This window comes from Streptomyces sp. HUAS ZL42 (assembly GCF_040782645.1).
Classification (GTDB): Bacteria; Actinomycetota; Actinomycetes; order Streptomycetales; family Streptomycetaceae; genus Streptomyces.
The window spans coordinates 8,958,440-8,981,044 of sequence record NZ_CP160403.1; the positions used below are offsets into that span (position 1 = coordinate 8,958,440).

The window sequence follows — 22,605 nt, forward strand, 5'->3', positions numbered from 1 at the left end:
GCGCGTGCTCTGTTCAGTCCTCCGGCACCATCTCGATCGCCCCGCACGGGCACTCGGCCGCGCACAACCCGCACCCCTTGCAGTAGTCGAGGTCGACGGAGAACCCCTTGCCGGGCCCCAGCTTGGTGATCGCGTTGTCGGGGCAGACGCCGTAGCAGTTGTCGCACTCGAAGCAGTTGCCGCACGACATGCAGCGCCGCGCCTCGAACAGCGCAGTGGACTCGTCGAGTCCCTGTACCACCTCGTCGAACGTGGAGACACGCCGGGCCAGTTCGAGCCGCGGCCGCACCGCGGCGGGCGCGTCCGCGTAGTACCAGGTGTTGAGCCGCGCGAAGTCGGCGGGTGCGTGCTTGGGTCCCGGATCGTGGGTCGTTCCGCGCAGATACGCGTCGATGTGCCGCGCCGCCTTCTTGCCGTGCCCCACGGCCACCGTGACCGTGCGCTCGGCGGGCACCATGTCGCCTCCCGCGAAGACGCCCTGCCGCCCCGTCATCAGCCCCTCGGCCACTTGGACCATGCCGTGGTCGACGTTCATGCCCGGCACGTCCTGCAGCAGGGACAGGTCGGACTCCTGGCCCAGCGCGAGGACCACCGTGTCGGCCGGCAACTCCTCGAACTCGCCCGTGGGCTGCGGGAAGCCGGTCTCGTCGAGCCGCATTCGCTCGATGGTGAGCCGCCCCCCGTCGGCGTGCTTGATGGTGGACAGCCACTTCACCCGCACGCCCTCCTCCAAGGCCTCCTCGACCTCGAAGTCGTGCGCGGGCATCCGCTCCCGGGTGCGGCGGTAGACGACGACGGCGTCCGTGGCGCCGAGCCTGCGGGCGGTGCGTGCCGCGTCCATGGCGGTGTTGCCGCCGCCGTAGACGGCGACCCGCCTGCCCAGCATGGGCGGGCCCTCGCCCTCCATGCTGCCGAGCAGCGCCACCGCGTCGAGGATGTGGGCGGTGTCCCCGGCCGGGATGTACGCACGCTTGCCGATGCCGGCGCCCACCGCCAGGAACACGGCGTCGAAGCCGCCGTCCCGCTGCGCCGCGAGCACGTCGTCCACGCGGGTGCCGGTCTCCAGCACGACGCCCAGGGCAAGGATGCGGTCGATCTCCGCGTCCAGCACGTGCCGGGGCAGCCGGTAGTGCGGAATGCCGTACCGCATCATCCCGCCGGGCAGCTCCTGCGCCTCACGGATCGTCACCTCGTGGCCGAGCAGCCGCAGGTGGTACGCGGCGGACAGCCCGGCCGGTCCGGAGCCGACGACCAGCACACGCTTTCCGGACGTCGCCGACGGGGCGCGCACGGTCCAGCCGCGCCGGATCGCCTCGTCGCCCAGGAACCGCTCCACGGCGTTGATGCCGACCGCGTTGTCGACCTGGACGCGGTTGCAGGCGGTCTCGCACGGGTGGTAGCAGACCCGGCCCATCACGGCGGGCAGCGGGTTGTCCCGCATCAGCTGCCGCCACGCGGACTCGTAGTCGCCGCTCTCGGCGTGGTACAGCCACTGCTGGATGTTCTCGCCTGCCGGACAGGCCTGGTTGCACGGCGGCATCCGGTCCACGTAGACGGGACGCTCGGTGCGCCAGGCGCCGGTGTGGTTGGCCAGGCTGGACCCCACGTCCAGGGTGATCGCGAACGGCTTCTCCCTCACGACGACACCTCCTCGTGCGCGAGCAGCCCGAAGCGGGCGATATTGCGGTCGGCGGCCCGCTGCAGACGGGCGACGACGTCCTTGCGGGGCTCCGGTTCGAAGAGGTGCGCGTACCGCTTCTGCGGGCGCAGGTACTCCTCGACCGGCACCCGGCGCCGGATCGGGGTGACGTCGGTGACCTCACCGTCCACGGCCTCGAACACCGGGAACAGGCCGCACTGTTCGGCGAGCCGCGCGATGCGCACCGTGTCGCAGGAGGCCGTGCCCCAGCCCAGCGGGCAGGGCACCAGCACGTGCAGATATCGGGCGCCGCGCATCCGCATCGCCCGATGCACCTTGGCCTCCAGGTCGCGCAGACCGGCGACGGTGGCCGTGGCGACGTACGGGATCTCGTGCGCCATCGCGATCAGCGGCAGGCTCTTGCCCTGCCCGAAGGGAGCGCCGGGTTCCTCACCGACGGCCTGCGTGGTGGCGGTGCGCGCCGTCGGGGGAGTGGCCCCGGACCGCTGCACGCCGGTGTTCATGTAGGCCTCGTTGTCGTAACAGACGTACAGGACGTCGTCGTTGCGCTCGAACATGCCCGACAGGCATCCCAGGCCGATGTCGACGGTGCCGCCGTCGCCGCCCTGCCCGACCACGCGGACGTCGGTGCGGCCCTTGGCACGCAGCGCGGCGGCGACTCCGGCGGCGACGGCGGGTGCGTTCCCGAAGAGGGAGTGCAGCCACGGCAGTTGCCAGGAGGTCTCCGGATACGGGGTCGAGAACACCTCGAGACAGCCCGTCGCGTTGACGGCGATCACCTTGCCGCCGGCCGCACGCTGCGCCGCGTCCAGGACGTACCGGGCCCCGAGCGCCTCACCGCAGCCCTGGCAGGCGCGGTGGCCCGAGGTGAGCGCGTTGGAGCGGTCCGGGTCGGCCTGGTCGGACTGCAACTCGGGCCCCAGCAGCCGGTTTCCGGCGGCGAAGCTGCCCACCTGGTAGAACCTCACCTGCGGTGCGGCGCTCATCGGTTGCTCCCCACGTCACGCAGGATGTTCTCCGCGGACGGGCCGGACCGCCTGGTCCGTGCCATCCGCGCCAACTCCCGCTCCACCAGCGCGGTGTCGAGGTCCAGGAAGGTCAGCTGCTCCAGCCGTCCGGCGATCGCGTCGTCGAACATCCGGTGCAGCGACGCCTTGGTGATCGCGCGGCCGCCGAGCCCGGCCACCACCGTGTGGCCGTCGAGCTGGATGCCGGAGAGCGCGGTACGCACGTTCGCCGAGACGATGCCACCGATACCGACGGCGAGTGCCCGCTCGAGCACGACGACGCGGCGGGCACCTCCCAGCACGGCCCGCACCGCGTCCAGCGGGAACGGACGGAAGGACGTGATCCCCAGCGCTCCGATCCGCACGCCGTCCTCGCGCATCTCGTCGACGACGTCGCAGATGGTGCCCAGCACGGATCCGAGCGCGACGACGATCGTCTCGGCGCCCTCGCAGGCGTACGGATGCACCAGCCCGCCGGAGTCCCGGCCGAATACCTCCCGGAACTCCGCGGCGACCCGCGGGATCGCCGCCAGGGCCTGCATCTGCTTGGCGTGCGCCAGATAGCGCACTTCGGTGAAGGCGTCCGGGCCGACCATCGCGCCGATCGACACCGGTGCGTCCGGGTCCAGGACCTGCCGGGGCTCGTACGGCGGCAGAAACGCGTCCACCTGCGCCTGCTCCGGCACCTCGATCCGCTCCCACGCGTGAGTCAGCACGAAGCCGTCCATGCAGACCATCACCGGCAACGACAGCTCCTCGGCCAGGCGGAACGCCTGCGGGTGCAGATCGGCGGCCTCCTGGTTGTCGCGGGCATACAGCTGGATCCAGCCCGAGTCGCGCTGCGACATGCTGTCGCTGTGGTCGTTCCAGATGTTGATGGGCGCACCGATGGCCCGGTTGGCGACCGTCATCACGATCGGCAGGCCCAGGCCGGACGCGTTGTAGAGGGCCTCCACCATGTACAGCAGGCCCTGGCTCGCGGTCGCCGTGTAGGTGCGCGCGCCGGCCGCCGAGGCGCCGATGCACATCGACATCGCGGCGAACTCGGACTCGACGTTGACGTACTCGCAGGGTGTCAGCGCACCTGACTTCACCAGACGGCTGACCTCCTCGACGATATGGGTCTGCGGCGAGATGGGGTAGGCGGCGACGACCTCCGGCCGGCAGTACGCGACGGTCTCGGCGACGGCGCGCGATCCCTCAGTCTGCTTGAGCATGAGCCGGCTCCTCGCGCTGGGCACGGACGTGATCGAAGGCCTCCCGTGCCGCCGCCGCGTTGGCCGCGCCGAGCTCACCCGGGAACCGCTCCTCGATCGCCGTGGTGAGCGAGCTGATCAGGACGCACCCGGTGAGCGCGGCGAGACCGCCGAGCAGGACGGCGTTCGGCACCGGTCGCCCGAAACGGCGCAGGGCCGGGGCGGTGGCCGGGACGGTGAGGGCTCGGCCGTGCGGGACATCGGCGGCGAGTTCCGCCAGGCCGAGTTCGGCGATCGTACGTGGCGAGTTGATCAGCACCGAGCCGTCGGGCCGCAGCCCTTCGAAGACGTTCACCTGGTGCAGGAGCGTCGCGTCCTGAACCACCAGGGCGTCGGGCACGGTCACGGGCTCGCGCACGCGGATCGGCCGGTCGTCGATCCGGCAGAAGGCCACGACCGGCGCTCCCGTCCGCTCCGATCCGAAGCTCGGGAACGCCTGTGCATGGCGGCCCTCCACGAACGCGGCCACCGACAACAACTCCGCGGCGGTGACGGCGCCCTGGCCGCCGCGGCCGTGGATGCGTACCTGGAACACCCGGAACACTCCTTCCGGAGAGGGGTTTCGGGGCGGTGCGAACACCGCGTCACTCGTGCGGCACGATCGCGACCGGGCAGCGGACGTGGTGTATCACCGCGTGGGCGACCGGCCCGGTGTGCGTGCCGAACGTGGCCGGACGGATCCTGCGGCCGACGACCAGCAGCCCGGCGTCCTGCGTGAAGTCCAGCAGCTGCTGCGCCGGACGTCCTTCCACGACCAGCTCGCGGACGTCCACCAAGGGGTACTTCTCCCGCCACCGCACGAGCACGAGGCTCAGCGCCCGCTCGGTGGTCCCTCGCAGCGCCCTGCGCGCCTTGGCCTCCGCCGCCTTGGGCATGTACGGCAGCTGCCAGGCGTTCACGACCCGCAGCGGCGCAGCACGCAGCCTGGCGCTCTCGAAGGCGAACGCGAGCACCTCGTCGCAGGGATGCGCCGGATCCACGCCGAGCACGACATCGCGGTACGGGGTGTGCGCGCAGGGTCCTCCCTTCGCGTCCGGTACATGCTCGTCCTCAAGTGTCTGGTCGGCCCGCACGAGCACGACGGGCCGCGGCACGTGAGCCACCGTCGCCAGTGCCACGGAGCCCGCCATGAAGCCGCCGAAGCCACTGAACGCCCGGCTGCCCAGTACCAGCAGGTCGGCCTCGGAGCCGGCCGAGACGAGGGCGTCGACGGCGGGCAGCGCGATCTGCTCGGCGCTGAGGGCCACCTGCGGGTAACGCTCGTGGAGCCGGTCCATGGCGCCGCGCAGAATGCGGCGCGCCCGGTAGCGGGGCGCCTCGAGTTCCGGCAGGTCCGACGTGTCGGGGGAGAGCCCCTCGAACGCGTGCACAAGGCGTAGCGGCAGGCCGCGGCGCAGGGCCTCCCTGGCCGCCCAGTCGGCGGCGGCAAGGCTCTCGCGGGATCCGTCCAGGCCTACGACAACGGGACGTTGCACGGCCGACACCTCCCCGGATCGGCGCCCGAGCACAATGCTGCGGACTCTCCACCACCAGCGTCTCGGCCACGGACGGGGAGGAGCAGGGGCTGCGCGGCCCCGGTGGGGGGCCGAACGGCCCTTTGCCCCCTGACGGGCCGCCACATCATTCCGGCCGAGCAGTGAGCGGGAGGTCCGGACGCGTCTGCCTCTGGGACAGCATGGTCCGGTGGCTCACTGAGTGCCCGCCGGCCGGGCCGGAGCCCCCGACTCGCCGGTGAGTTGGGGCTCGACGTCCACGACGCCCTCCACGGCCCGCGCAAGGCGCACGGCGACCGAGATGAGCGAGATGTCGCGGATGTGCCCGCGGAAGGTGACGACTCCGTCCTGCACCTTCACGTGGATGGCGTGGCTGAAGGCCGGGAAGAGACAGGACACCACGGTACGGCGGACCTCCTCCTCGATCTCCTCGTCCGACCGCAGGAAGACCTTCAGCAGATCGGCGCGGCTGACGATGCCCTGGAGCATGCCCTCGTCGTCGACCACGGGCAGCCGCTTCACACGCCGGACGGCCATGATCCTGGCCGCATGGGCCAAGGGCACGTCGGGGTGGACCGTGATGGCCGGGGTACTCATGAGGTCCTCAGCCGTCACCGCACCGGCCTTGGCGACGTCGGAAGGCCGTCGGCGCCGCTCGTAGAGACTCGGATCGGTGTCGCGGAACTCCTCCTTGGGCAGCAGGTCGGCTTCGGAGACGACACCGATGACGCGCCTTTCACCTTCCAGGACCGGCAAGGCACTGACTTTCCACTGCTCCATGGTCCGGACGATCTCCTTGAAAGGCGCGTCGCGTCCGACCGCCACGACCGTAAGGGTCATCACATCGCTCACGGTGTGCGGGGTATCGGGCATTTCCAGCCACCTCGTCTCGCCTTGTCAGGGCACCTCTCCCGCGCCGTGCGGCGCGTACAGGTCGAGCAGCCGCACCCGGGTGGCCCTGAGCCGGCGCGCGATCACCTCGGCGACGTAGGTGCACAGCTCGTGGTCCAGCCCCGGGTCCTTCGCGCACATCTCACGGATCGCCGCCGCGTCGAACTCGTAGGCACGCACCGGGCTCATGGCCTCGGCCCCCAGATGCCAGTGATGGGGAGGGAGCAGCCAGGACCAGCCCAGCAGTCTTCCGGCACCGAGGGTCTCGATGACCGCCGCCTGTCTGCCGGGCACGTGAAGATCGAGAGCGACCGTGCCCGTGTGGATGATCCAGAAGCGGTCGGCCTTTCCGCCCTCGTTGAAGATGCGCTCGCCCGTCGCGAACGACACCTCCCTGGCGAGCGACATGAGTTGCTCGCGATGCTCCTTCGTCATGGCGCCGAAGACGCCGCTCCGCGCAATCACCATGGCCTTCCCTTCCCCATGGCCTCGAAGGTGGAGGGCGGGCTCGGTGTCCGGTCACGGACGTCTCACCGTGCGGGGCCGTGGTCGTGTCGGCGACGGACGGCGCACCAGGTGCGGTGTTCCTCCCGGCCGTATGACTCCACGATCGCCGCAAACCGGCGTGGTGCAACCGGGACCGAGGTCATTCCCCGGCCGAACCGCGTGTTTTCGGTCCAAGTGTCGCGACGGGCCCAGGGCAGTGCGACGGTATGCACAGAAGGTCTCGCGCTCGCCGGTCAGGGAGGCGGTGGCACATGACGGAGCTTCCGCTCGTCGTGGGTGTCGACGGATCGGATTCCAGCCTGCGGGCCGTGGACTGGGCGGCGGACGAGGCGGCTCGCCTCGGGCTGCCCTTGCGGCTCGTCCACGCCTCCCTGTGGGAGCGGTACGAGGGACGCCGCCCGTCCCTCACCACCGGCCGCCCGTCCGAAGAGATCATGGCGGAGCACATCGCCGCGTCCGCCGCGGAGCGCGCCCGGCTTCGCAACCCGGAGCTGAAGGTGTCGAGCGAGGTGCTGCCCGACGACGCCGTGTCCGTGTTGCTGAAGGCGGGCCATGGAGCCTTCGGCCTGGTCACGGGCTCCCGCGGCCGCGGCGAGCTTGCCGGGTTGCTGCTGGGCTCGGTCGGCCTCACGGTGGCCGCGCGTGCCGTGTGCCCGGTCATCGTGGTCCGTGGCGGGGAGCGGAACCGGCAGGGCTCCTTCGGCCGGGTGGTGGTAGGCGTCGGCGATTCCACCGAGGGCTCCACCGCCGTACGCTTCGCGCTTCGCGAGGCCGAGGTGCGCGGCTGCGCCCTGGACGCCGTCCGGGCCTGGCGCTACCCCGCCCATGAGCACATGGATCAACCGCTGCTCGAGGTCGCCGCCAGTGTTCACCAGGAGCGGGCCGAGACCCTCCTCACCGACGCACTGCGCGAGGCGGTGCGGGATCACCCGGACGTCGACGTACACCGCCGAGCGGTGGAAGGCCCCGCGCACAAGGTCCTCCTGGACGCAACGGCCGACGCGGAACTGATCGTCGTGGGTGCACAGCGGCGGCACGGCCACTTCGGTCTGCAGCTCGGCAGGGTCGCCCACGCTCTGCTGCATCACGCCGAGTGCCCGGTGGCCGTTGTCCCGCAGCGAGCCTGAACTCCCGCATATGCGGACGGAGAGGGCGAGGCCGTCGGACGCCGGAGTGGACCTTGGAGTACGACGGGAGCGGCCGGCTCCGCAGCCCCGTGCCCGACGCGGAGGAGTCACCGATGCGCGTGGTGCCGGCCGACCGGGCCGTCACCATGGCCCCCGGAGAAACCCGCACGCCGGTGTTGCCGACGGGTTGATCCGACGGGATTGCGGCCTCGGAGCGCGACGATGCGGCGCTGCGGCGGTGTTGCCGTCGGCCTACGCTCCGAGAGCGGGGGTTCGGCTTCAGGGAACAGTGCCGTGGGAGACACGCATGAGGTGGTTGGTCTCGCTGGTGGGCGCGGGCCTCGTCATGGTCACCCTGCGGGACCTTTTCCACACCCTCTGGCACCCCACCCGCCACGGCGGTCTGAGCCGCCTCGTCATGACGGCCATGTGGCGACTGGCCCGGCGCTTGCGGGCCCGTAGGCGTGTGGTCGGGTTGGTGGGACCACTCGCCATGGTGACGGTCGTGGGCATGTGGGCCGGCACCGTCGTCCTCGGCTGGGCGATCGTCTACTGGCCCCACATGCCCGGTGCGTTCACCTTCTCGCCCGGGTCCGAGGCGGCGCAGGAGCCGGCGCTGCTCGACTCCCTGTACCTGTCGCTCGTCACGGTCGCCACTCTGGGGCTGGGGGACATCGCACCCGGCGAGGGCTGGCTCCGCCTGGTCTCGCCGTTGGAGGCACTGGTCGGCTTCGCCCTCCTGACCGCCACAGTCTCCTGGGTGCTCGAGATCTACCCGGCACTGACCCGCAGGAGGGTCCTGGCCGTCCGGCTGGCACTGCTGCGCGACTCGGACCCGACGACGCGGCAGATCGACTGCACCGCGGGGGCGCTGCTGCTGGACAGCCTGGCCACCGAGGTCGTACGAGTCCGCATCGACTTCACCCAATATGCGGAGGCGTACTACTTCCATGACGGCGAGGACCACTCGTCGCTGGCGGCCATGGTCGGCTACGCCGCCGCGCTTGCAGAGCGCGGACAGGCAGCGGGGCGGCCCGAGGTGCGACTGGCGGGTGACCTGCTCACCGGTGCGCTGAAAGACCTGGCGGCCATCCTCGACCAGCGGTTCCTCCATACGGGCGGCACACCGGCGGACGTCTTCGCGGCCTACGCCGCAGACCACGGACGGGCCTCGTGAACCGGCACAGGGGCAGCCGAGACCGACGCGGACATCGGCGGAGCGCGGCCCGCTGTGAGGCGGTTCACCCCGCTCGCGGGAAACTCGCGGGAAAGCGGATGGAGCAGAAGACCTGGCCGGGGGTGGTCTGTTCGCCGACCCGGGCGATGAGCCGGGCTTGGCCCGTGAGGGCTCTCCACGGTGAGCTGCGCGCCCTACCGGACGCCGTCCCGGACGCGTCTTGGGGGTGGAAACCGAGGAAGTCGACCGGGTATAGCGCGAGGTCGCCTCAACGGCGGGTCTTCCCGCGGGAGTTGTAGTGGGGGCCCGGGTGACGCCCGCCGACTGCTTTTCCCAGCAGCCAAGGGGTCGCCCGTGGGGCCTCGAGTCCCGTGAGCTGACAGGCCACCGGCATGGCCCCGCGGGCCGTTGCGGCCGCGGCTCCGGCTCCGGCTCCGGCTAAAGGATTCGAGCCAGCCCGGGAACGCGCGCGAGGAGGAGCCGGGCGAGAGCGAACGATCCCACGATGCCGCCGCCTGCCAGAACCAGCGCCTTCAGCTCGGCCGGCACGTGGAACGGCCGCAGGACGACGGCGAACCCGATCAGGACCAGTTCCTGCAAGATGAACGCCCCATAGGCACTGCGGCTGACAGCCGGGCCGATCCCGCGCAGCGGCCGGTCGAGGTGCCGCTGTGCCAGGCCGAGCAACCACACCGCTCCGAACACCACGAGGACGCCCTCAAGGGCGGCGAACACCAGCGCCGGCCAGTGCCGGCCACCCGCCACGTCCTCGATTCCCGCGAGGGCCCCCAGGCCGGCCATGAAGGCCGCCAGCGCCACCACGGCCAGCAGCACAAAGACACGGCACTGCCGGTGCAGTCGTTCGGGAACGGCCGCCTGCCACCCCTGTCGGCAGCCGGTGATGCCGAGCGTGAACGCCGCGATGCAGCCCGGCCACTCCCACAGCTGCAGGCCCGACACATCCCTTTCGGTCCCGATCGGATATGCCAGGCGGACCAGGAACGATGCCAGAGCCACCACCGCGGCAAGCAGGAGCAGGTGGGATGCCCCAAGGGCGGGCACCCGGTGCCGCGCCCGGCCCCGCGGCCGGACGGCGACCGCACCCGCGTACAGCAGCGAGAAGATCAGAAGCACGCCCACGAACCACAGCGGGCCCGTCCCCAGCTGGGGCGGTTTGCCCAGGAACTCCTCCGTGTACGAGCCGGTCGCCTCTCCCAACGGGTGTTCCAGCGCGTACGACACCGCGGGTTGCACCAGCATCACGTATACGGCGAACGGCACCCCCAGCCGCAGCAGTCGGCCGCGGGCGTACGCCCCGACGCCCCTGCGTTCCAGCGACGGCGGGGCGAGCAGGCCGGCGACCAGGAACATCAGCGGGATCACGAAGAATCCGAAGGGGCCGACGACCATCAGCAGCGCGGTCTCCGTCACGGGCGACAGGGTGACCTCACGCACCGAGTCATACGGCCACAGGTCCATCGAATCCGTGTAGCTCAGCACCGCGTGGATGGCGATGATCGCCGCGATCAGGACGACCTTGAGGTTGTCCAGGAACACTCGCCGCCCAAGGGCCCAGGTCTCGACCGAGGAACTGTGCCCCTCGGGCGCGGATCCCCGAACCGGACCCGCGGACCTGCCCTTCACACGTTCAGCGTCGGGCCTTCGGCCGCAGCCGGCCAGGGCCGAAAGGGCCGTCACCAAGACCGACCGGGGCAAGGTCCGGCCGCCGACACCCGCCACCTGACCGGCGCCGGAGTGTCATGAATCCCACGCCAGGGCGGTGTGGGCCGGACGGGGTGCCTCCAGGGCCGTTCGGCCCAAGGTGGAGGGCCGAGTGTGCCGTCTAGCGTCACAGCCCATGGAGAACGACACGACCGCAGGCCCTTTGCGGGGGCGGGGCGGTGAGCGGGTCACCGTCGTACCGGTCGCCCGTACAGCGGTGCGGGAGGCATGGTGATCGTCGCGGTGGGGCACACGGATCTGACCCCGGCAGCCCTGGAGTTGGTGGAGGCCGAGCTCAAGGTCCGGCTGGACCGGTTCGACGAGGGGGCCGCCGGGATGGTGCGCGCGGGCGTGGGACTTCCGCTGGCCTTCGCGCGGGCCGTGCGCGCGGCGGGGCGGCGGCTCGTCGTGCTCCTGCCCGCGCAGCACTCGGTGCCCGCGGTACTGCCCGAGCCCGACCGGGCGGCGACGCGGGAGCTGCTGCTCCTGGCCGAAGAGGTCCGGCTGGTTGCGTACGACCCCGCCGACCGTGACGCCCGAGTGGGCGCCGACGAGCGCGTCGTCCGGGCGGGCGGTGGCGTCCTGGCGGTCTGGGACGGCTCGCCGTCCGACGGCCGGGACGCCACCGCGCACCTGGTCGCCTTCGCCCGCTCCCGGGGCATTCCGGTGGAGCTCGTGTGGCCGGAAGGGGCCGCGCGGACGTCGGACGCCCACGCCCGCTGAGCGAGGCGCCTCACAGCTTGAGCGTGAACCAGGTGGTCTTGCCCTCGTCCGTCGGGCGCACGCCCCAGCTGTCGGCGAGCGCGCGGACGAGAATCAGTCCCCGGCCGCACTCCTCGTCCTTCCCCGCCAGGCGCGGCTGGGGAAGCTGCGGGCTGCGGTCGCTGACCTCGACCGTGAGGTCGGTGTCCGTGCGGTGCAGATGCAGCCCGAGGGGGCCCTCTGCGTGCTGCACGGCATTGGTCAGGGTCTCCGAGAGCAGCAGGAGGGCGTCGTCCGTGCTCGTGGCGCAGTTCCAGGAGGTCAGCGCCTTGTGCAGGAACGCGCGGCCCTCGGGCACCGAGGACGGCACGGCCGGGAGTTCGGTCGTCACGGCCGCCAGTGGCGCCGCGGGGAGCTGGGCCAGCAGCAGGGTGACGTCGTCGTTGTGACTCTCGGCGTCGGGCAGCATGCTGGCGAGCACGTGGTCCGCGGCGGCCTCGAGACACGGCGTGCCGGCGAAGAACTTGTCGAGTACGACGGTGAGTTCCCCTATCCGCCCCTCGATGTCGCTCCCCGGCGTCTCGATCAGACCGTCGGTGTAGAGCATGAGGGTGGCGCCCGGAGGGATCTCCGAGCACGACTGCTCGTAGAGGATGTTGCCCACCCCGAGCGGGGCGTTGACGGGCGTGGGCAGGCTGGTCACACCGTCCCCCGGGCCGGCGACGAGGACCGGCAGATGACCGGCCGAGCAGACGGTGACGGTACCGGCGTCCGGCGCGATGACGAGATAGCAGCACGTGACGAGCTGATCGGGCACGTCGAGGTCGGCCACGCAGGTGTCCAGGGCCTGCATGAGCTGGCGGGGCTGCATCCCGGTCTTGGCCAGCGCGTGCGCCGCCGAACGCAGCTGGCCCATGACGGCCGCCGCCTCGAGGCCGCGGCCCATCACGTCCCCGATCAGTACGCCGACCCGGTCGGCGCCCAGGGGGACGAGGTCGAACCAGTCGCCGCCCACACCGGCGCCCTGGGTGGCGGGCCGGTATCGACTCGCGGTGGCCAGGCCGGTCAGGGCGGGTGGGGTGCCCATGAGGCTGCGCTGGAGGGTGAGCGCGATGTGCCGCTGCTGTTCGTACAGGGCGGTGAGTTCGGCCTCCGCGCGCTTGCGGTCGCTGATGTCCCGCACGATGGCACACGCGCCGAACACGGTGCCGTGCGTGTCGCGAGTCGGCCACAGCGTGACGTCGACGTCCAGCAGCTCACCGGTTATGGTGACCCGCAGCGTCTCGAAGTGCTCGACCTTCTCGCCGTGGCGCAGCCGCTGGAGCAGTCTGTTGATCTCGTCCTGCATCTCGCGCGGGGCGAGCAAGGACACGTGCCGGCCGATCGCCTCCTCGGCCGTATAGCCGTACAGCCGCTGTGCGGCCGCGTTCCAGTAGGTGATGTACCCGTCGAGGGTCTTGGCGAGGATCGCGTCCTGGGACGATTCGACGAGCGCGGCGAGCTCGTTGATGCGGGCCTCCGCGGCCTTGCGGTCGCTGACGTCGCGTACGGCCGCGGACACCAGTAGTCCGTCGGTCGTCTCCAGCGGGCTGAGGCTGATCTCGACGGGGAACTCGGTGCCGTCCTTGCGTAGCCCGTGCAGTTCCAGCCCAGCCCCCATCGGCCTGACCTGGCGGTTGGCGGCGTACCCGCCCCGGTGCCGGTTGTGCTGGGCGCGGAAGCGGTGTGGGATCAGCAACTCGACCGGGTGGCCGAGCAGCTCCTCGCGGCCGTAGCCGAACAGGGCCTCGGTCTGCGCGTTGACGAGCCTGATGATCCCGGTGTCGTCCACGATGACCATCGCGTCCGGTGCGGCCTCCAGGAGGCCCCGGAACCGCTCCTCGGCTCCGCCCGGTGTCGGTGCGCCGCAGCCACACCGACTCTGTACCGTCGCATGCGTGGACCGCGTCGGTTCCGCCTCCACCAAACCGGCCATGTCCCACCCCATCCTGCGCAACGGTTCAGGACATCCCAGCGGCTCTCGGCCACCGCCGCAGCGGAATGTCGCCTACTGTGCGTCAGCTGCTCGAACCTGTCCGTCATCGGAACTCCGGATGGCCGTCTCCGGAACACTCGGGACCCCGGCCGGTGATGACACGCCGGGGCACACCTCGCGCCCGACGGCCGGCCCGTCCTCCGCCCCTGCACACGTGTGCTCCGTCAGGGCCCTTGACAGGGGCCGATCGGCCCATGCTTTCCCGCCGCCCGTGATCGAGCCTGGAGACAGGGACGACGGACGCACCGGCGCGGTGCAGGATGCGCCGACGGCTTCCGGGCCACCGGCTGCGGCGCCGCCGCCCTCGCGGAACCAGGGCTGAAGCCTCCCGCTCCGTCCGCCCCGCCCGAGCACCGCCGGAGGACATCATGTACGACGCCCCGCGCACCGTGAGCGATGTGATGACCCGCACCGTCGTGGCCCTCGGCAGCGCTGCATCCTTCAAGGACATCGTGAAGGCCATGCAGCGGTGGAGGGTCAGCGCCCTTCCCGTGGTGGACGGCGACCACCGGGTCATGGGCGTCGTCTCCGAGGCCGACCTGCTGCCCAAGGAGGAGTTGCGGTCGAGCCCCCCGGACCCGTACGCCCCTCAGCGACGGCTCTCCGACCTGGCCAAGGCCGGAGCCCGGACCGCCGGGGAGCTGATGACGGCCCCGGCCATCACGGCGGGCCCGGACCAGTCCCTCGCCCAGGCCGCGCGGACCATGGCGCGGTACCAGGTCAGGAGACTGCCGGTCGTCGACGACGACGGGGTGCTGAAGGGCATCGTGAGCCGCTCCGACCTGCTCAAGGTGTTCCTGCGGGACGACGAGGCCATCGCGGAGGAGGTGCGCCGAGAGGTCGTCGCCGAGCTGTTCCCCGAGCCGATCGGACGGGTCCACGTCGAGGTGCACGACGGCGTTGTGACACTCACCGGGTGCGTCGCCGACACGATGCTCGTCCCCGTCGCCCTGCGCCTGGCACGGGGCGTCGAGGGCGTGGTGGACGTGGAGAGCGCCCTTGTGGGGCAGGGCCCGACGGGTCGGCGGAAGGCCCGGATGTCCTCGTGACCGTGCCTCGCAGGCCCTCCCGCTCCGAGGCCTGCGAGTGCGACCTTCCCGTCAGGTGGCGAAGGGGGTGTCGACCGATGCGGATGATGCGACGTACGCCGGGAAAGAAGACGTTCTGGCGGTGGCGGCACAACCCCCTGCGGCGGCGCAGCGACAGGGTGGAGGCCTGGATCGTTCTGGCCACCTGGATCATCGCCCTGGCCGGCGGACTGCTCGCGGGCGAGTTGGCGGGGGCGTGGCTTGAGGACAGCCTCGCCGCACGACGTGCCGGGGCGCACCGCGTGGCGGCTGTGCTCACCACGGCCGCGGACGGGATACCGACCGTCACGGAGGCGGGGGGCGGCAGTGAGCCGGTGTGGGCGAAGGCGCGCTGGACGGCCCCGGACGGTTCCGCGCGGACCGGCGTGGTGAGGGCCGATCCGGGCAGCCCGGAGGGCGCCTCGGTCACCGTCTGGACCGACCGCACGGGCCGGCTGGTGTCCAAGCCTCCCACGGCGGTGGAGGCACAGCTGCAGTCGACCGCTGCGGGCGTGCTGGTCGCTGTGGGAACCGGCGGGGCGACCGTGGGCTGCGGTTGGCTCGCCCGTGCCCGACTCGACCGGCGGCGGATGCGGGACTGGGAGGCGGAGTGGGCGCGGGTCGGCCCCCAGTGGCGGAAGCGGATGACCGGCTGACAGGGCCGACCGGGTCCCCCGCGGGGCCGGTCGGCCCACGCGCGGGCCCGGGCCGGCGCGTGACGCTGGAATTGGGAAAGCGAAGAGGAGGGTGACATGAGCGGCATGATCGAGCGGCTTCCGGGCTGGCCGATGCTCCCCGACTTGTTCGGCTGGGTCGAGACGGGACTTCCGGCGCACACCGCTCCGGGAACGCACGGCATCCGGATCGAGGAGCAGTTGAAGGACGGGACGTACGAGCTGCGGGCCGAACTCCCGGGCATCGACCCCGCGAAGGACGTCGAGATCACCGTCACGGAAGGCGTGCTGACACTGCGCGCCGAGCGGACCGAGGAGACTAAGGCCAAGCACCACTCCGAGTTCCGTTACGGCACCTTCACCCGCTCCGTCCGGCTGCCGGCCGGGGCCAGGGGTGACGAGGCGGCGGCGGAATACAAGGACGGTGTCCTGACCGTCACGGTTCCGGTGCCGGAGGAGAAGACGGGCACCAGGACCATTCCAGTGCGGCACGCCTGAACACGGGTGCCGCACCCCCTGTGCGCGGCCGGATGACCTTCCGGCCGCGCACGTGTGCCGTCCCGACGTGTTCTCGGGTACGGGGCGCCGTCGTCAGGGCTGCTCGGCCCCGCGGTCGAGACGTCCGGCGACTGGCGCCGCGGCTTCCGGCGCGCGACCGTGGGAGACATGATCGAGCGCGCCAGTCCGTCGGACCGGGCGTTCCTGGCGATGGACACCGGTGAGGTGCCCGAGCAGTTCGGCGTCGTCCTGCGTCTCGGGGCGGCCGACGGCATCGAGGTGGAGAGCGTGCGCCGGATGATCGCCGCGCGTGTCCCTGCGGTGCCGCGCCTGCGGCGGCGGCTCGTCCGGGTGCCCTTCGGGTGCGGCGGCCCCGTCTGGGCCGACGACCCGCGGTTCGACGTCCGCAACCATGTCCGAGCGGTGCGCTGCTCGGAGCCGGGCGACGAACGGGCCCTGCTGGACACCGCCCTGTCGCTGATCACCAACCCGCTGCCGCGCAGCGCGCCGCTGTGGTCGGCGACGGTGGTCACGGGCCTCGCCGACGGAACAGGTGCCCTGGTGCTCGTCCTGCACTACGTGCTTGCCGACGGAGTCGGCGGACTCGCCGTCCTGAGGCACCTCGTCGACGCCCCGTACGGCGCGCCCGGTTCCGGCTTCCCACGGCCGGCGCCCACCACCGCTGCGCTCGTCCGCGACGCATGGGAGAACCGGCTGCGGGCCGTGCGCCGCACCACCGCGTCGTGGCGTCTGCTGCGGGCGTCACTGCGTGCCGGCGGGGGTCTACGGCCGCCGCCGGCTGCTCCGTGCTCGCTGAATCACCGCACGGGGCCACGTCGGCGCCTGGTCGTGGTTCGGGCCGACCTCACCGAGATGCGCGCGGCTGCGCACCCGCACGACGCGACCGTCAACGACGTGGTCCTGGTCGGCGTGGCGGGCGCGCTGCGCCGGATGCTGCTCGCGAGAGGGGAATCCGTCGACACGTTCGTGGTGACCGTGCCGGTGTCCGGCCGTCGTCCGGGCAACGGGACCGCCCTGGGCAACATGGTCAGCCCGATGCTGGTGTCCGTGCCGGCCGTCGGTGCCGTGTCCGACCGTCTGCGGCAGGTCACCGCGCAGGTCCGGGCGCAGCGGGCGGCCGCGGCCGGGCCGCCGCCGATCGCCCTGCTGGGGTGGCTGTTCCGCCCGCTGGCGGCGCTCGGTGGCTTCCGCTGGTACATGAACCGTCAGCGCAGGTTCCACACCCTGGTCAGTCATGTGCGCGGCCCCGCCGAGCAGGTCGCTTTCGGGGGAGTACCGGTCACGTCGGCAGTTCCCGTCGGCGTGGGCCCGGGCGGCAACATCACCGTCTACTTCGAGGTGCTCTCGTACGCGGGCACCCTCACCGTCTCCGCGATCGTCGACCCCGACCGCTTCCCCGAACCGGAGGCACTCACCGAGGAACTGCGCACCGAACTGGACCTGATCGTCAGGCACCTGCGTTCGGACGACGGGTAGGCGGCGTGCTTCTCAGTCCGGCGGGGCGTGCAGGCGGAGGCGGGCGAAGCCGGTGAGGTGTCACGGTTCCAGCTGGATGTCGATCTCCGGCGGCTGCCGCAGCGTGTTGTGGACCGTGCAGTGTGCCGCCACGGCGAGCAGGGCCGCGTGACGCTGTGCGGAGAGCGCGGGCGGGGGCGTGATCGTGAGGCGTACGGTGCCGACGCGGGCGGGCCGGTCGGTGGCCATCGTGAATTCGGCGCGGACGCGCAGTCCCCTGCGAGGAAGGCCGTGGCGGTGGAGATAGCGGCCGGCGTAGAAGGCGACGCAGGTGGCCAGGGAGGCGGCGAACAGTTCGACGGGGGTGGGCGCGACATCGGTGCCGCCCGCGTCCGTGGGCTGGTCGACCAGGAGCTGATGGCCGCGGATGTCGACGTCGTACGCGTCGCCGTGGACGTGGGCGACCTCGAGCCGGTGCACGTCCGCCTCCTGCAGCCGCAGGGTGGTGACGATCTCCGGTGCCGTGTGTGTCATGACCTGGCCTCCTGGTCGGCGCTTCCAAGGGAACTTTCGGGCGCGGCGGGACAATGGCCCGGGGACCCACGGCCTGCTCTTCTCACACCGCGGTGAGGTGGTCCACCACGTCGAGGACGTCCGGGATGCGTGCCACCGCCTCGGTCAGGCGCGGCAGCAGGTCCGCCGCGAGTGAGCCGGTGAGTGTGACGGTGCCGTTGAGGACGTGCACGTCGATGCTCGCCCGGTCGATTCCCAGCTCGTCCCGCAGGACACGGGAGACGACCTCCTCCCGGATGGCGTCGTCGTCGCGGACCAGGGCATGCAGCAGTTCGCTTCGGCTGACGACGCCCACCAGACGGCCCCGGTGGTCGGTCACGAACACCTGCCTGATTCTGGAGTGGGCGGCGGTGCGCGCCGCCTCGACCACGGGAGTCCAGGGATGGACGGTGAGCGCCGGCGCCGACATCAGCGTGGCGGCCGTCCCGCCCGCGTCGACGGAGCGCTGCCGACGGCCGAGCAGCCTGCCGAACGGTCCGGGTTGCTCGGGCGAGGACGCGAGGGATGCCGCGCGGGCGAGGAGGTCGGACTCCGCGATCACGCCGATGACGCGCCGGTCGGCGTCCAGCACGGGCGCGGCCCCGATCCGCTCGCGGGCCAGCATCCGGGCGATGTCCAGGAACGGCGTGTCGGGGGACACCCCGGCCACGGACCGCTTCACGATGCGGCTCACCTGAAGGTCCGCGACAGTCGCGTGCGCGGCGTCATGCGAAGGCGTGCGGTCCGCGACGGGCCCCGCGGGCACGGCCGCCTCCTCGGCGGCGGCCTGCGCCGCGTGGGAGGCCATGGCTTGCAGGTAGCGCACCATCACGTTCTGGCGGAACTCCTCGGCCGGTTTGCGGGCGAGGGTAGGCACCGCGTGGCGTGCCTCCATCGAGGCCGTGCCGGTTTCCCGCGCCTCTCGGTCGTCCATGGCAGCCTCCAGCGGTGTACGGGCCACGATTCCTTGTGCACACCATCCCGCCCACGGGCCGGCCCACGACAGGGCCGCCCGGGCCGTTCCGCAGGTCGAACGGCCCCAAGGGCGGGCTGTCCTGGCGTGCCGGGGTCCGGGAGTGCCACGACGCCATCGCCGCCGACCGCGCGGCGACTCGTGACGAACCCTCTGATGCGGCGTCACGCATCATCCCTGGCCGCGGGGCGGGGCGCCGGCGGCAGGGCGCGCGAGGTGGCCGATGAACCACTCGCGGGCCAGATCGGCGACCGTGTCCAGGGCGCCCGGCTCCTCGAAGAGGTGGGTGGCGCCCGGGACGACCGCGATGCGGTGCTCGCAGTGCATCCGGTCCGCCGCCAGCCGGTTGAGGCTGAGGACCTGTGTGTCGCGGGAGCCCACGATGAGCAGGGTCGGGGCCCGCACCTGTGTCAGCGCGGTCGGCGTGGCCAGGTCGGGACGCCCTCCGCGGGAGACGATCGCGCCGATGGCGGAGTCCTCCGCGGCCGCCTCCAGAGCGGCGGCCGCGCCGGTGCTGGCCCCGAAGTAGGCCACGGGCAGGGTGGTTGCACGGCGCAGCCACAGCGCGGCGGCGCGCAGACGGCCGGCGAGCAGGACGATGTCGAAGACGTTGTGGCGGTCGCGTTCCTCGTCCTCTGTGAGCAGGTCGAGCAGCAGAGTGCCCAGTCCTGCTCCGTTGAGGAGGTCGGCGACGTACCGGTTGCGCGGGCTGTGCCGGCTGCTGCCGCTGCCGTGTGCGAATGCCACGACCGCCGGCGCGGCCTCGGGGAGCACGAACCGCGCGGCCAGCCGCACCCGCCCGGCGGGCACCTCGATCTCCCGGTCCCAGGGCGGAGCGTCGCCGATGGCGGGCAGTGGAGCCGTCTCAGGACGGGCGGCCCGTTCGAGCAACTCGGTGACCTCCTCGTCGTCGACCTGCGCGAAGTCGTGGTACCACGTGCCGACCGAGCCGAAGCGACGCGGGGACTCCAGACAGATCACCTGGTCGGCCACCATGCGGAGGCGGGGAAGGGTCTCATCCGGCCCGACCGGCACGGCGAGCACGACCCGGGCCGCTCCCTGACCGCGGACGACCTGGCAGGCCGCCTCGGCGCTGGCACCGGTGGCCAGACCGTCGTCCACGACCACCACCGTGCGACCGGCCACGGGCACCGGTTCACGGCCCTGTCGGTAGCGGCGTACACGACGCTCCAGCTCTGCTCGCTCTCTCTGTTCCACGGACGCCTGTCGGGCGGCGCTCAGCCCGGCACTTCGGAGCACGTCGTCGTTGAGGACGCTCACCCCGTTCTCCCCGACGGCGCCGAAACCCAGTTCCGGCTGCCAGGGCACGCCCAGCTTCCGCACCACCAGCACGTCCAGAGGCGCGTCCAGCTCCCTGGCCACCTCGTAGGCCACGGGGACTCCGCCTCGTGGCAGTCCCAGAACCACCACGTCCTGCCCTCGCAGGTGCTCCAGACTCCGGGCCAGCAGGCGCCCTGCCTGCGTACGGTTCTCGAAACGCATGGGACACCTCCTGATGCGCGCGCCGCGACGGCGCGGCGGTGAGACCGTGTCCCCCCTTGCATCGTCTCTCCGACGCGCCCCGAGTGGCGTGTCCGGCGAACGGGATCCCATCACCGACCGGGCGCCGGGGCAGACCCTGGAGAGCAGGCTTGAAAGTCCCTGCACGGCTTCGGCGGAAGAGATGCCGACTCCACGACACGACACGGCACGGCACGACAGGGCGGGAAGGGCCCATCCGCTTCTCGCGGATCCTGATTGCGCGGTGCGCGGCTCGCAACCGCTTCCCCGCGTCTATCGCTGGGCCCTTCCCGTCACCTCCAGCACAACACACGGACCCGGCCGCCGCCAGGGCCGTTCGGCCCCAACCCCCGAAGCAGGAGCGGGTGCTCGTCCCTCGGCGGGCCACGCCATCGGACGCCGGGTGCTCAGTAGGGAAGGCGCCGCCCGGAGGGTGTGCGCAGGTCCTGTGGCTCCGGCCGCCGCGGAGTCCGAGGGTGTTTGGCCTCCTGCATCCGCTTCATGATCGTCGCCTCCTGAGTCGTCGTGCGCGGTGTTCCGGTCGCACCTGCACCGCGCGTGGCGAGAAGCCTTGTCCGCGGTCGGTCGGACGCCAATGAGGCCATGGACCCCGGATCACGGGCCGGGCCGGACCCTCGCCGGGGGCCGACCGGCCCACCTCCCCGCACCCGAGCGCGGGCAGGGCCGGGGCAAGGGCCGCTCCAGACCTGTGTTCGGGCCGGTCGGCTCATGTGCGGCGCGCGGCGCCGGAGTTGGCTGGAGGTGTGAGGGAACGACGCCGATCCGAGGGAGGGCGAGAACAGTGGGTACGAGTCTCACACCGGAGTTCTGGGAGCGGTTCACGGTGCTGCTGGTCGCGGCGATGGGCGTGACCTTCGTCCTGACCGCGCTGTTCGACGCGCTCGCACTGCGGCTGCTGAGGCGTCGCCTGCACACGCCGCCGAGCCGGCCGACGCGGACGCCGCACCCGCCCGCGGGCACGGATCACCGTACGTCCGTCAGCTGCTGAGCCGGGTACCGGCTCGTCAGGAGGAGCGAGTGAGTGCTCCGGCGATTTCGGCCGCCCAGCCGTCCACGGCGTCCCAGTCGCGGTAGTCGCCGAACCGGCCGCCCACCAGGCGGAACAGGACGCGTCCGACGAGGGACAGCTGGGCCGGGGCGACGACGCCGGAGAACAGCCGGTGGTCACGGTAGGGCAGCTCGCCGGGCAGACTCTCCACGATCAGCGGAATCTCCTTCGCCGCCAGGCGCTTCCACGGCCCGCGCAGAGCTGCCGGCATCCCGACGCTGAAGATCCACACGGGCCTGGCGCACAGGAGGTCGAGATGGTCACGGAGGAAGGTCTTGGCCGGCTCGAGCCAGGTCTGTCCGTGCACGGCGCTGCCCAGGACGAACGCGGTGTACGCGGTGGCGTCGTCCACGGTCTCCAGCGCCTTGGACTCGGCTCTCAAACCCGCCCTGTCCAGTCCGGCCGCCAGACGGTCCGCGATGTCCCGTGTGGAGCCGTGAGCGGTCGCGTAGCCCACCAAGACGTCCATCACACACCTCGCGTTTCGTGGCCTCGTCGCCGGCCGTCCATGGGTCCGTGCCGCTCCCGGGCCGGGCGAACACGCTGCGCCGCGGTACCACTGCGGAGGTGGCCGTGCGCCTCGGCAGCCCCAAGCCGTGCGTCGGGCGAGTAGGGGGCCGGCACCGTCACCACGGGGATCGTCGCACACCGCAGGCACTCGCGCCCCACGGAGCCGACCGGGGGCAACTCCCACTGCCCATGGGCCCCGCGCCCCAGCGCGAGCAGCAGGGCGCCGCGGGCGTACTGCAGCAGGACTCGTGCGGGCGGCCCCTCCACCAGCACGGCGCGCACCGCGGGGTCGATACGCGTGCCGAAGGCCTTGCGCACGGTGGAAGCCAGGGTCTGCGCGGCCCGCTCGCGTTGTTCCGCGGCCGTCGGCCGGGCGGATGCCGGAGCGTAGGGCGCGTAGCCCGCCGCGGCAGGATCCCACGCGTGCACGGCGACCACCTCCGTCCCGAGGACGCGCGCCTGCGCCGCCGCCCAGCGCAAAGCGGCCCGCGACGCCTCGGACCCGTCGACGCCGACCACGATGCCGCGACGGGCGGCGTGTTCGGTCATGGTGCCTCCCCTGGACGGCCTGTGCTTCCACGGTGCTTCGGGCCGAATGGGGCCGGCGTGGGCCGAGCGGCACCGTTCTCGTGCCGAACGGCCCCTGGCCGGGGGTGTCCGTGAGCCGATGACGTGACCGCCGTCCCCG

Annotated in this window: 23 protein-coding genes; 9 read left to right on the forward strand and 14 right to left on the reverse strand. The window is 72.1% G+C overall.

From position 1 onward, the window contains the following. Nucleotides 1-13 precede the first annotated feature (13 nt). From ABZO29_RS40925 to ABZO29_RS40955, 7 genes are all read right to left on the reverse strand, one after another. Nucleotides 14-1,639, reverse strand: a complete 1,626-nt coding sequence (locus tag ABZO29_RS40925; protein WP_367325263.1) for an NAD(P)-binding protein — start codon at nucleotides 1,637-1,639, stop codon at nucleotides 14-16. Then, the gene (locus ABZO29_RS40930; protein ID WP_367325264.1) at nucleotides 1,636-2,646 is read right to left on the reverse strand and encodes a thiamine pyrophosphate-dependent enzyme; all 1,011 of its coding nucleotides are present in this window, start codon (nucleotides 2,644-2,646) and stop codon (nucleotides 1,636-1,638) included. The genes ABZO29_RS40925 and ABZO29_RS40930 overlap by 4 nt, the downstream gene beginning before the upstream one ends. After that, nucleotides 2,643-3,884, reverse strand: a complete 1,242-nt coding sequence (locus tag ABZO29_RS40935) for a transketolase C-terminal domain-containing protein (protein WP_367325265.1) — start codon at nucleotides 3,882-3,884, stop codon at nucleotides 2,643-2,645. Before ABZO29_RS40935 ends, ABZO29_RS40930 begins: the two co-directional genes overlap by 4 nt. Continuing rightward, nucleotides 3,868-4,458 carry a 2-oxoacid:acceptor oxidoreductase family protein gene (locus ABZO29_RS40940; protein WP_367325266.1) on the reverse strand — a complete coding sequence of 197 codons (591 nt, stop codon included), beginning with the start codon at nucleotides 4,456-4,458 and terminating at the stop codon, nucleotides 3,868-3,870. The genes ABZO29_RS40935 and ABZO29_RS40940 overlap by 17 nt, the downstream gene beginning before the upstream one ends. A gap of 49 nt (nucleotides 4,459-4,507) precedes the next feature. Beyond that, nucleotides 4,508-5,398 (reverse strand): universal stress protein, encoded by an 891-nt coding sequence (locus ABZO29_RS40945; protein ID WP_367325267.1) that lies wholly within the window; start codon nucleotides 5,396-5,398, stop codon nucleotides 4,508-4,510. 213 nt (nucleotides 5,399-5,611) lie between these two features. Further along, complete coding sequence (locus ABZO29_RS40950) at nucleotides 5,612-6,289, reverse strand: CBS domain-containing protein (protein WP_367325268.1); 678 nt, start codon at nucleotides 6,287-6,289, stop codon at nucleotides 5,612-5,614. Between the two features lie 24 nt (nucleotides 6,290-6,313). Then, a complete protein-coding gene (locus tag ABZO29_RS40955; protein WP_367325269.1) occupies nucleotides 6,314-6,775 on the reverse strand; it encodes a Crp/Fnr family transcriptional regulator in 462 nt (153 codons plus the stop codon). A gap of 290 nt (nucleotides 6,776-7,065) precedes the next feature. On the opposite strand from ABZO29_RS40955, the gene ABZO29_RS40960 reads away from it, so the two are divergent. The 3 genes from ABZO29_RS40960 to ABZO29_RS40970 all read left to right on the forward strand — a co-directional run bounded on the left by ABZO29_RS40960 (nucleotide 7,066) and on the right by ABZO29_RS40970 (nucleotide 9,118). Then, nucleotides 7,066-7,941, forward strand: coding sequence for a universal stress protein (locus ABZO29_RS40960; protein ID WP_367325270.1), 876 nt, complete (start codon nucleotides 7,066-7,068; stop codon nucleotides 7,939-7,941). A gap of 53 nt (nucleotides 7,942-7,994) precedes the next feature. Next, entirely contained in the window at nucleotides 7,995-8,132 is a 138-nt protein-coding gene (locus ABZO29_RS40965) for a hypothetical protein (RefSeq protein WP_367325271.1), read from the forward strand. A 116-nt stretch (nucleotides 8,133-8,248) separates the two neighbouring features. Then, complete coding sequence (locus ABZO29_RS40970; protein ID WP_367325272.1) at nucleotides 8,249-9,118, forward strand: potassium channel family protein; 870 nt, start codon at nucleotides 8,249-8,251, stop codon at nucleotides 9,116-9,118. A gap of 438 nt (nucleotides 9,119-9,556) precedes the next feature. Here the strand turns inward: ABZO29_RS40970 and ABZO29_RS40975 are convergent, their stop codons facing one another. Beyond that, on the reverse strand, nucleotides 9,557-10,762 hold the full coding sequence (locus ABZO29_RS40975) for an acyltransferase (RefSeq protein ID WP_367325273.1): 1,206 nt from the start codon (nucleotides 10,760-10,762) through the stop codon (nucleotides 9,557-9,559). Between the two features lie 309 nt (nucleotides 10,763-11,071). Here ABZO29_RS40975 and ABZO29_RS40980 point away from each other — a divergent pair, with 309 nt between their 5' ends. Beyond that, nucleotides 11,072-11,563 (forward strand): hypothetical protein, encoded by a 492-nt coding sequence (locus ABZO29_RS40980; RefSeq protein WP_367326379.1) that lies wholly within the window; start codon nucleotides 11,072-11,074, stop codon nucleotides 11,561-11,563. A 10-nt stretch (nucleotides 11,564-11,573) separates the two neighbouring features. On the opposite strand, the gene ABZO29_RS40985 is transcribed toward ABZO29_RS40980, so the two are convergent. Then, entirely contained in the window at nucleotides 11,574-13,517 is a 1,944-nt protein-coding gene (locus tag ABZO29_RS40985) for a PAS domain S-box protein (protein ID WP_367325274.1), read from the reverse strand. Nucleotides 13,518-13,945: 428 nt separating this feature from the next. On the opposite strand from ABZO29_RS40985, the gene ABZO29_RS40990 reads away from it, so the two are divergent. The 4 genes from ABZO29_RS40990 (at nucleotide 13,946) to ABZO29_RS41005 (ending at nucleotide 17,313) form a co-directional block, all read left to right on the forward strand. Further along, nucleotides 13,946-14,626, forward strand: coding sequence for a CBS domain-containing protein (locus ABZO29_RS40990; protein ID WP_367325275.1), 681 nt, complete (start codon nucleotides 13,946-13,948; stop codon nucleotides 14,624-14,626). A gap of 77 nt (nucleotides 14,627-14,703) precedes the next feature. Beyond that, on the forward strand, nucleotides 14,704-15,300 hold the full coding sequence (locus tag ABZO29_RS40995) for a hypothetical protein (protein ID WP_367325276.1): 597 nt from the start codon (nucleotides 14,704-14,706) through the stop codon (nucleotides 15,298-15,300). 96 nt (nucleotides 15,301-15,396) lie between these two features. Continuing rightward, entirely contained in the window at nucleotides 15,397-15,816 is a 420-nt protein-coding gene (locus ABZO29_RS41000; RefSeq protein WP_367325277.1) for an Hsp20/alpha crystallin family protein, read from the forward strand. 168 nt (nucleotides 15,817-15,984) lie between these two features. After that, nucleotides 15,985-17,313, forward strand: a complete 1,329-nt coding sequence (locus ABZO29_RS41005) for a wax ester/triacylglycerol synthase domain-containing protein (RefSeq protein WP_367325278.1) — start codon at nucleotides 15,985-15,987, stop codon at nucleotides 17,311-17,313. A gap of 60 nt (nucleotides 17,314-17,373) precedes the next feature. On the opposite strand, the gene ABZO29_RS41010 is transcribed toward ABZO29_RS41005, so the two are convergent. The 3 genes from ABZO29_RS41010 to ABZO29_RS41020 form a co-directional block, all read right to left on the reverse strand. Beyond that, nucleotides 17,374-17,826: an OsmC family protein gene (locus tag ABZO29_RS41010; RefSeq protein WP_367325279.1), complete on the reverse strand. Its 453-nt coding sequence runs from the start codon at nucleotides 17,824-17,826 to the stop codon at nucleotides 17,374-17,376. A gap of 82 nt (nucleotides 17,827-17,908) precedes the next feature. Continuing rightward, nucleotides 17,909-18,778: a CBS domain-containing protein gene (locus ABZO29_RS41015; RefSeq protein ID WP_367325280.1), complete on the reverse strand. Its 870-nt coding sequence runs from the start codon at nucleotides 18,776-18,778 to the stop codon at nucleotides 17,909-17,911. Between the two features lie 210 nt (nucleotides 18,779-18,988). Next, nucleotides 18,989-20,320, reverse strand: a complete 1,332-nt coding sequence (locus tag ABZO29_RS41020; RefSeq protein WP_367325281.1) for a phosphoribosyltransferase family protein — start codon at nucleotides 20,318-20,320, stop codon at nucleotides 18,989-18,991. A gap of 820 nt (nucleotides 20,321-21,140) precedes the next feature. Between ABZO29_RS41020 and ABZO29_RS41025 the strand changes: the two genes are divergently transcribed. Next, the gene (locus ABZO29_RS41025; protein ID WP_367325282.1) at nucleotides 21,141-21,347 is read left to right on the forward strand and encodes a hypothetical protein; all 207 of its coding nucleotides are present in this window, start codon (nucleotides 21,141-21,143) and stop codon (nucleotides 21,345-21,347) included. Between the two features lie 16 nt (nucleotides 21,348-21,363). On the opposite strand, the gene ABZO29_RS41030 is transcribed toward ABZO29_RS41025, so the two are convergent. After that, nucleotides 21,364-21,876 (reverse strand): flavodoxin domain-containing protein, encoded by a 513-nt coding sequence (locus ABZO29_RS41030; RefSeq protein WP_367325283.1) that lies wholly within the window; start codon nucleotides 21,874-21,876, stop codon nucleotides 21,364-21,366. Then, nucleotides 21,876-22,466 carry a universal stress protein gene (locus ABZO29_RS41035; protein WP_367325284.1) on the reverse strand — a complete coding sequence of 197 codons (591 nt, stop codon included), beginning with the start codon at nucleotides 22,464-22,466 and terminating at the stop codon, nucleotides 21,876-21,878. Before ABZO29_RS41035 ends, ABZO29_RS41030 begins: the two co-directional genes overlap by 1 nt. Nucleotides 22,467-22,605: the final 139 nt, after the last annotated feature.

Coding starts and splice junctions, on each gene's coding strand:
- ABZO29_RS40930 (WP_367325264.1), bottom strand. CDS start 2,646: ATGAGCGCCGCACCGCAGGTGAGGTTCTACCAGGTGGGCAGCTTCGCC.
- ABZO29_RS40935 (WP_367325265.1), bottom strand. CDS start 3,884: ATGCTCAAGCAGACTGAGGGATCGCGCGCCGTCGCCGAGACCGTCGCG.
- ABZO29_RS40950 (WP_367325268.1), bottom strand. CDS start 6,289: ATGCCCGATACCCCGCACACCGTGAGCGATGTGATGACCCTTACGGTC.
- ABZO29_RS40955 (WP_367325269.1), bottom strand. CDS start 6,775: ATGGTGATTGCGCGGAGCGGCGTCTTCGGCGCCATGACGAAGGAGCAT.
- ABZO29_RS40960 (WP_367325270.1), top strand. CDS start 7,066: ATGACGGAGCTTCCGCTCGTCGTGGGTGTCGACGGATCGGATTCCAGC.
- ABZO29_RS40970 (WP_367325272.1), top strand. CDS start 8,249: ATGAGGTGGTTGGTCTCGCTGGTGGGCGCGGGCCTCGTCATGGTCACC.
- ABZO29_RS40985 (WP_367325274.1), bottom strand. CDS start 13,517: ATGGCCGGTTTGGTGGAGGCGGAACCGACGCGGTCCACGCATGCGACG.
- ABZO29_RS40990 (WP_367325275.1), top strand. CDS start 13,946: ATGTACGACGCCCCGCGCACCGTGAGCGATGTGATGACCCGCACCGTC.
- ABZO29_RS40995 (WP_367325276.1), top strand. CDS start 14,704: ATGCGGATGATGCGACGTACGCCGGGAAAGAAGACGTTCTGGCGGTGG.
- ABZO29_RS41000 (WP_367325277.1), top strand. CDS start 15,397: ATGAGCGGCATGATCGAGCGGCTTCCGGGCTGGCCGATGCTCCCCGAC.
- ABZO29_RS41005 (WP_367325278.1), top strand. CDS start 15,985: ATGATCGAGCGCGCCAGTCCGTCGGACCGGGCGTTCCTGGCGATGGAC.
- ABZO29_RS41010 (WP_367325279.1), bottom strand. CDS start 17,826: ATGACACACACGGCACCGGAGATCGTCACCACCCTGCGGCTGCAGGAG.
- ABZO29_RS41015 (WP_367325280.1), bottom strand. CDS start 18,778: ATGGACGACCGAGAGGCGCGGGAAACCGGCACGGCCTCGATGGAGGCA.
- ABZO29_RS41020 (WP_367325281.1), bottom strand. CDS start 20,320: ATGCGTTTCGAGAACCGTACGCAGGCAGGGCGCCTGCTGGCCCGGAGT.
- ABZO29_RS41030 (WP_367325283.1), bottom strand. CDS start 21,876: ATGGACGTCTTGGTGGGCTACGCGACCGCTCACGGCTCCACACGGGAC.
- ABZO29_RS41035 (WP_367325284.1), bottom strand. CDS start 22,466: ATGACCGAACACGCCGCCCGTCGCGGCATCGTGGTCGGCGTCGACGGG.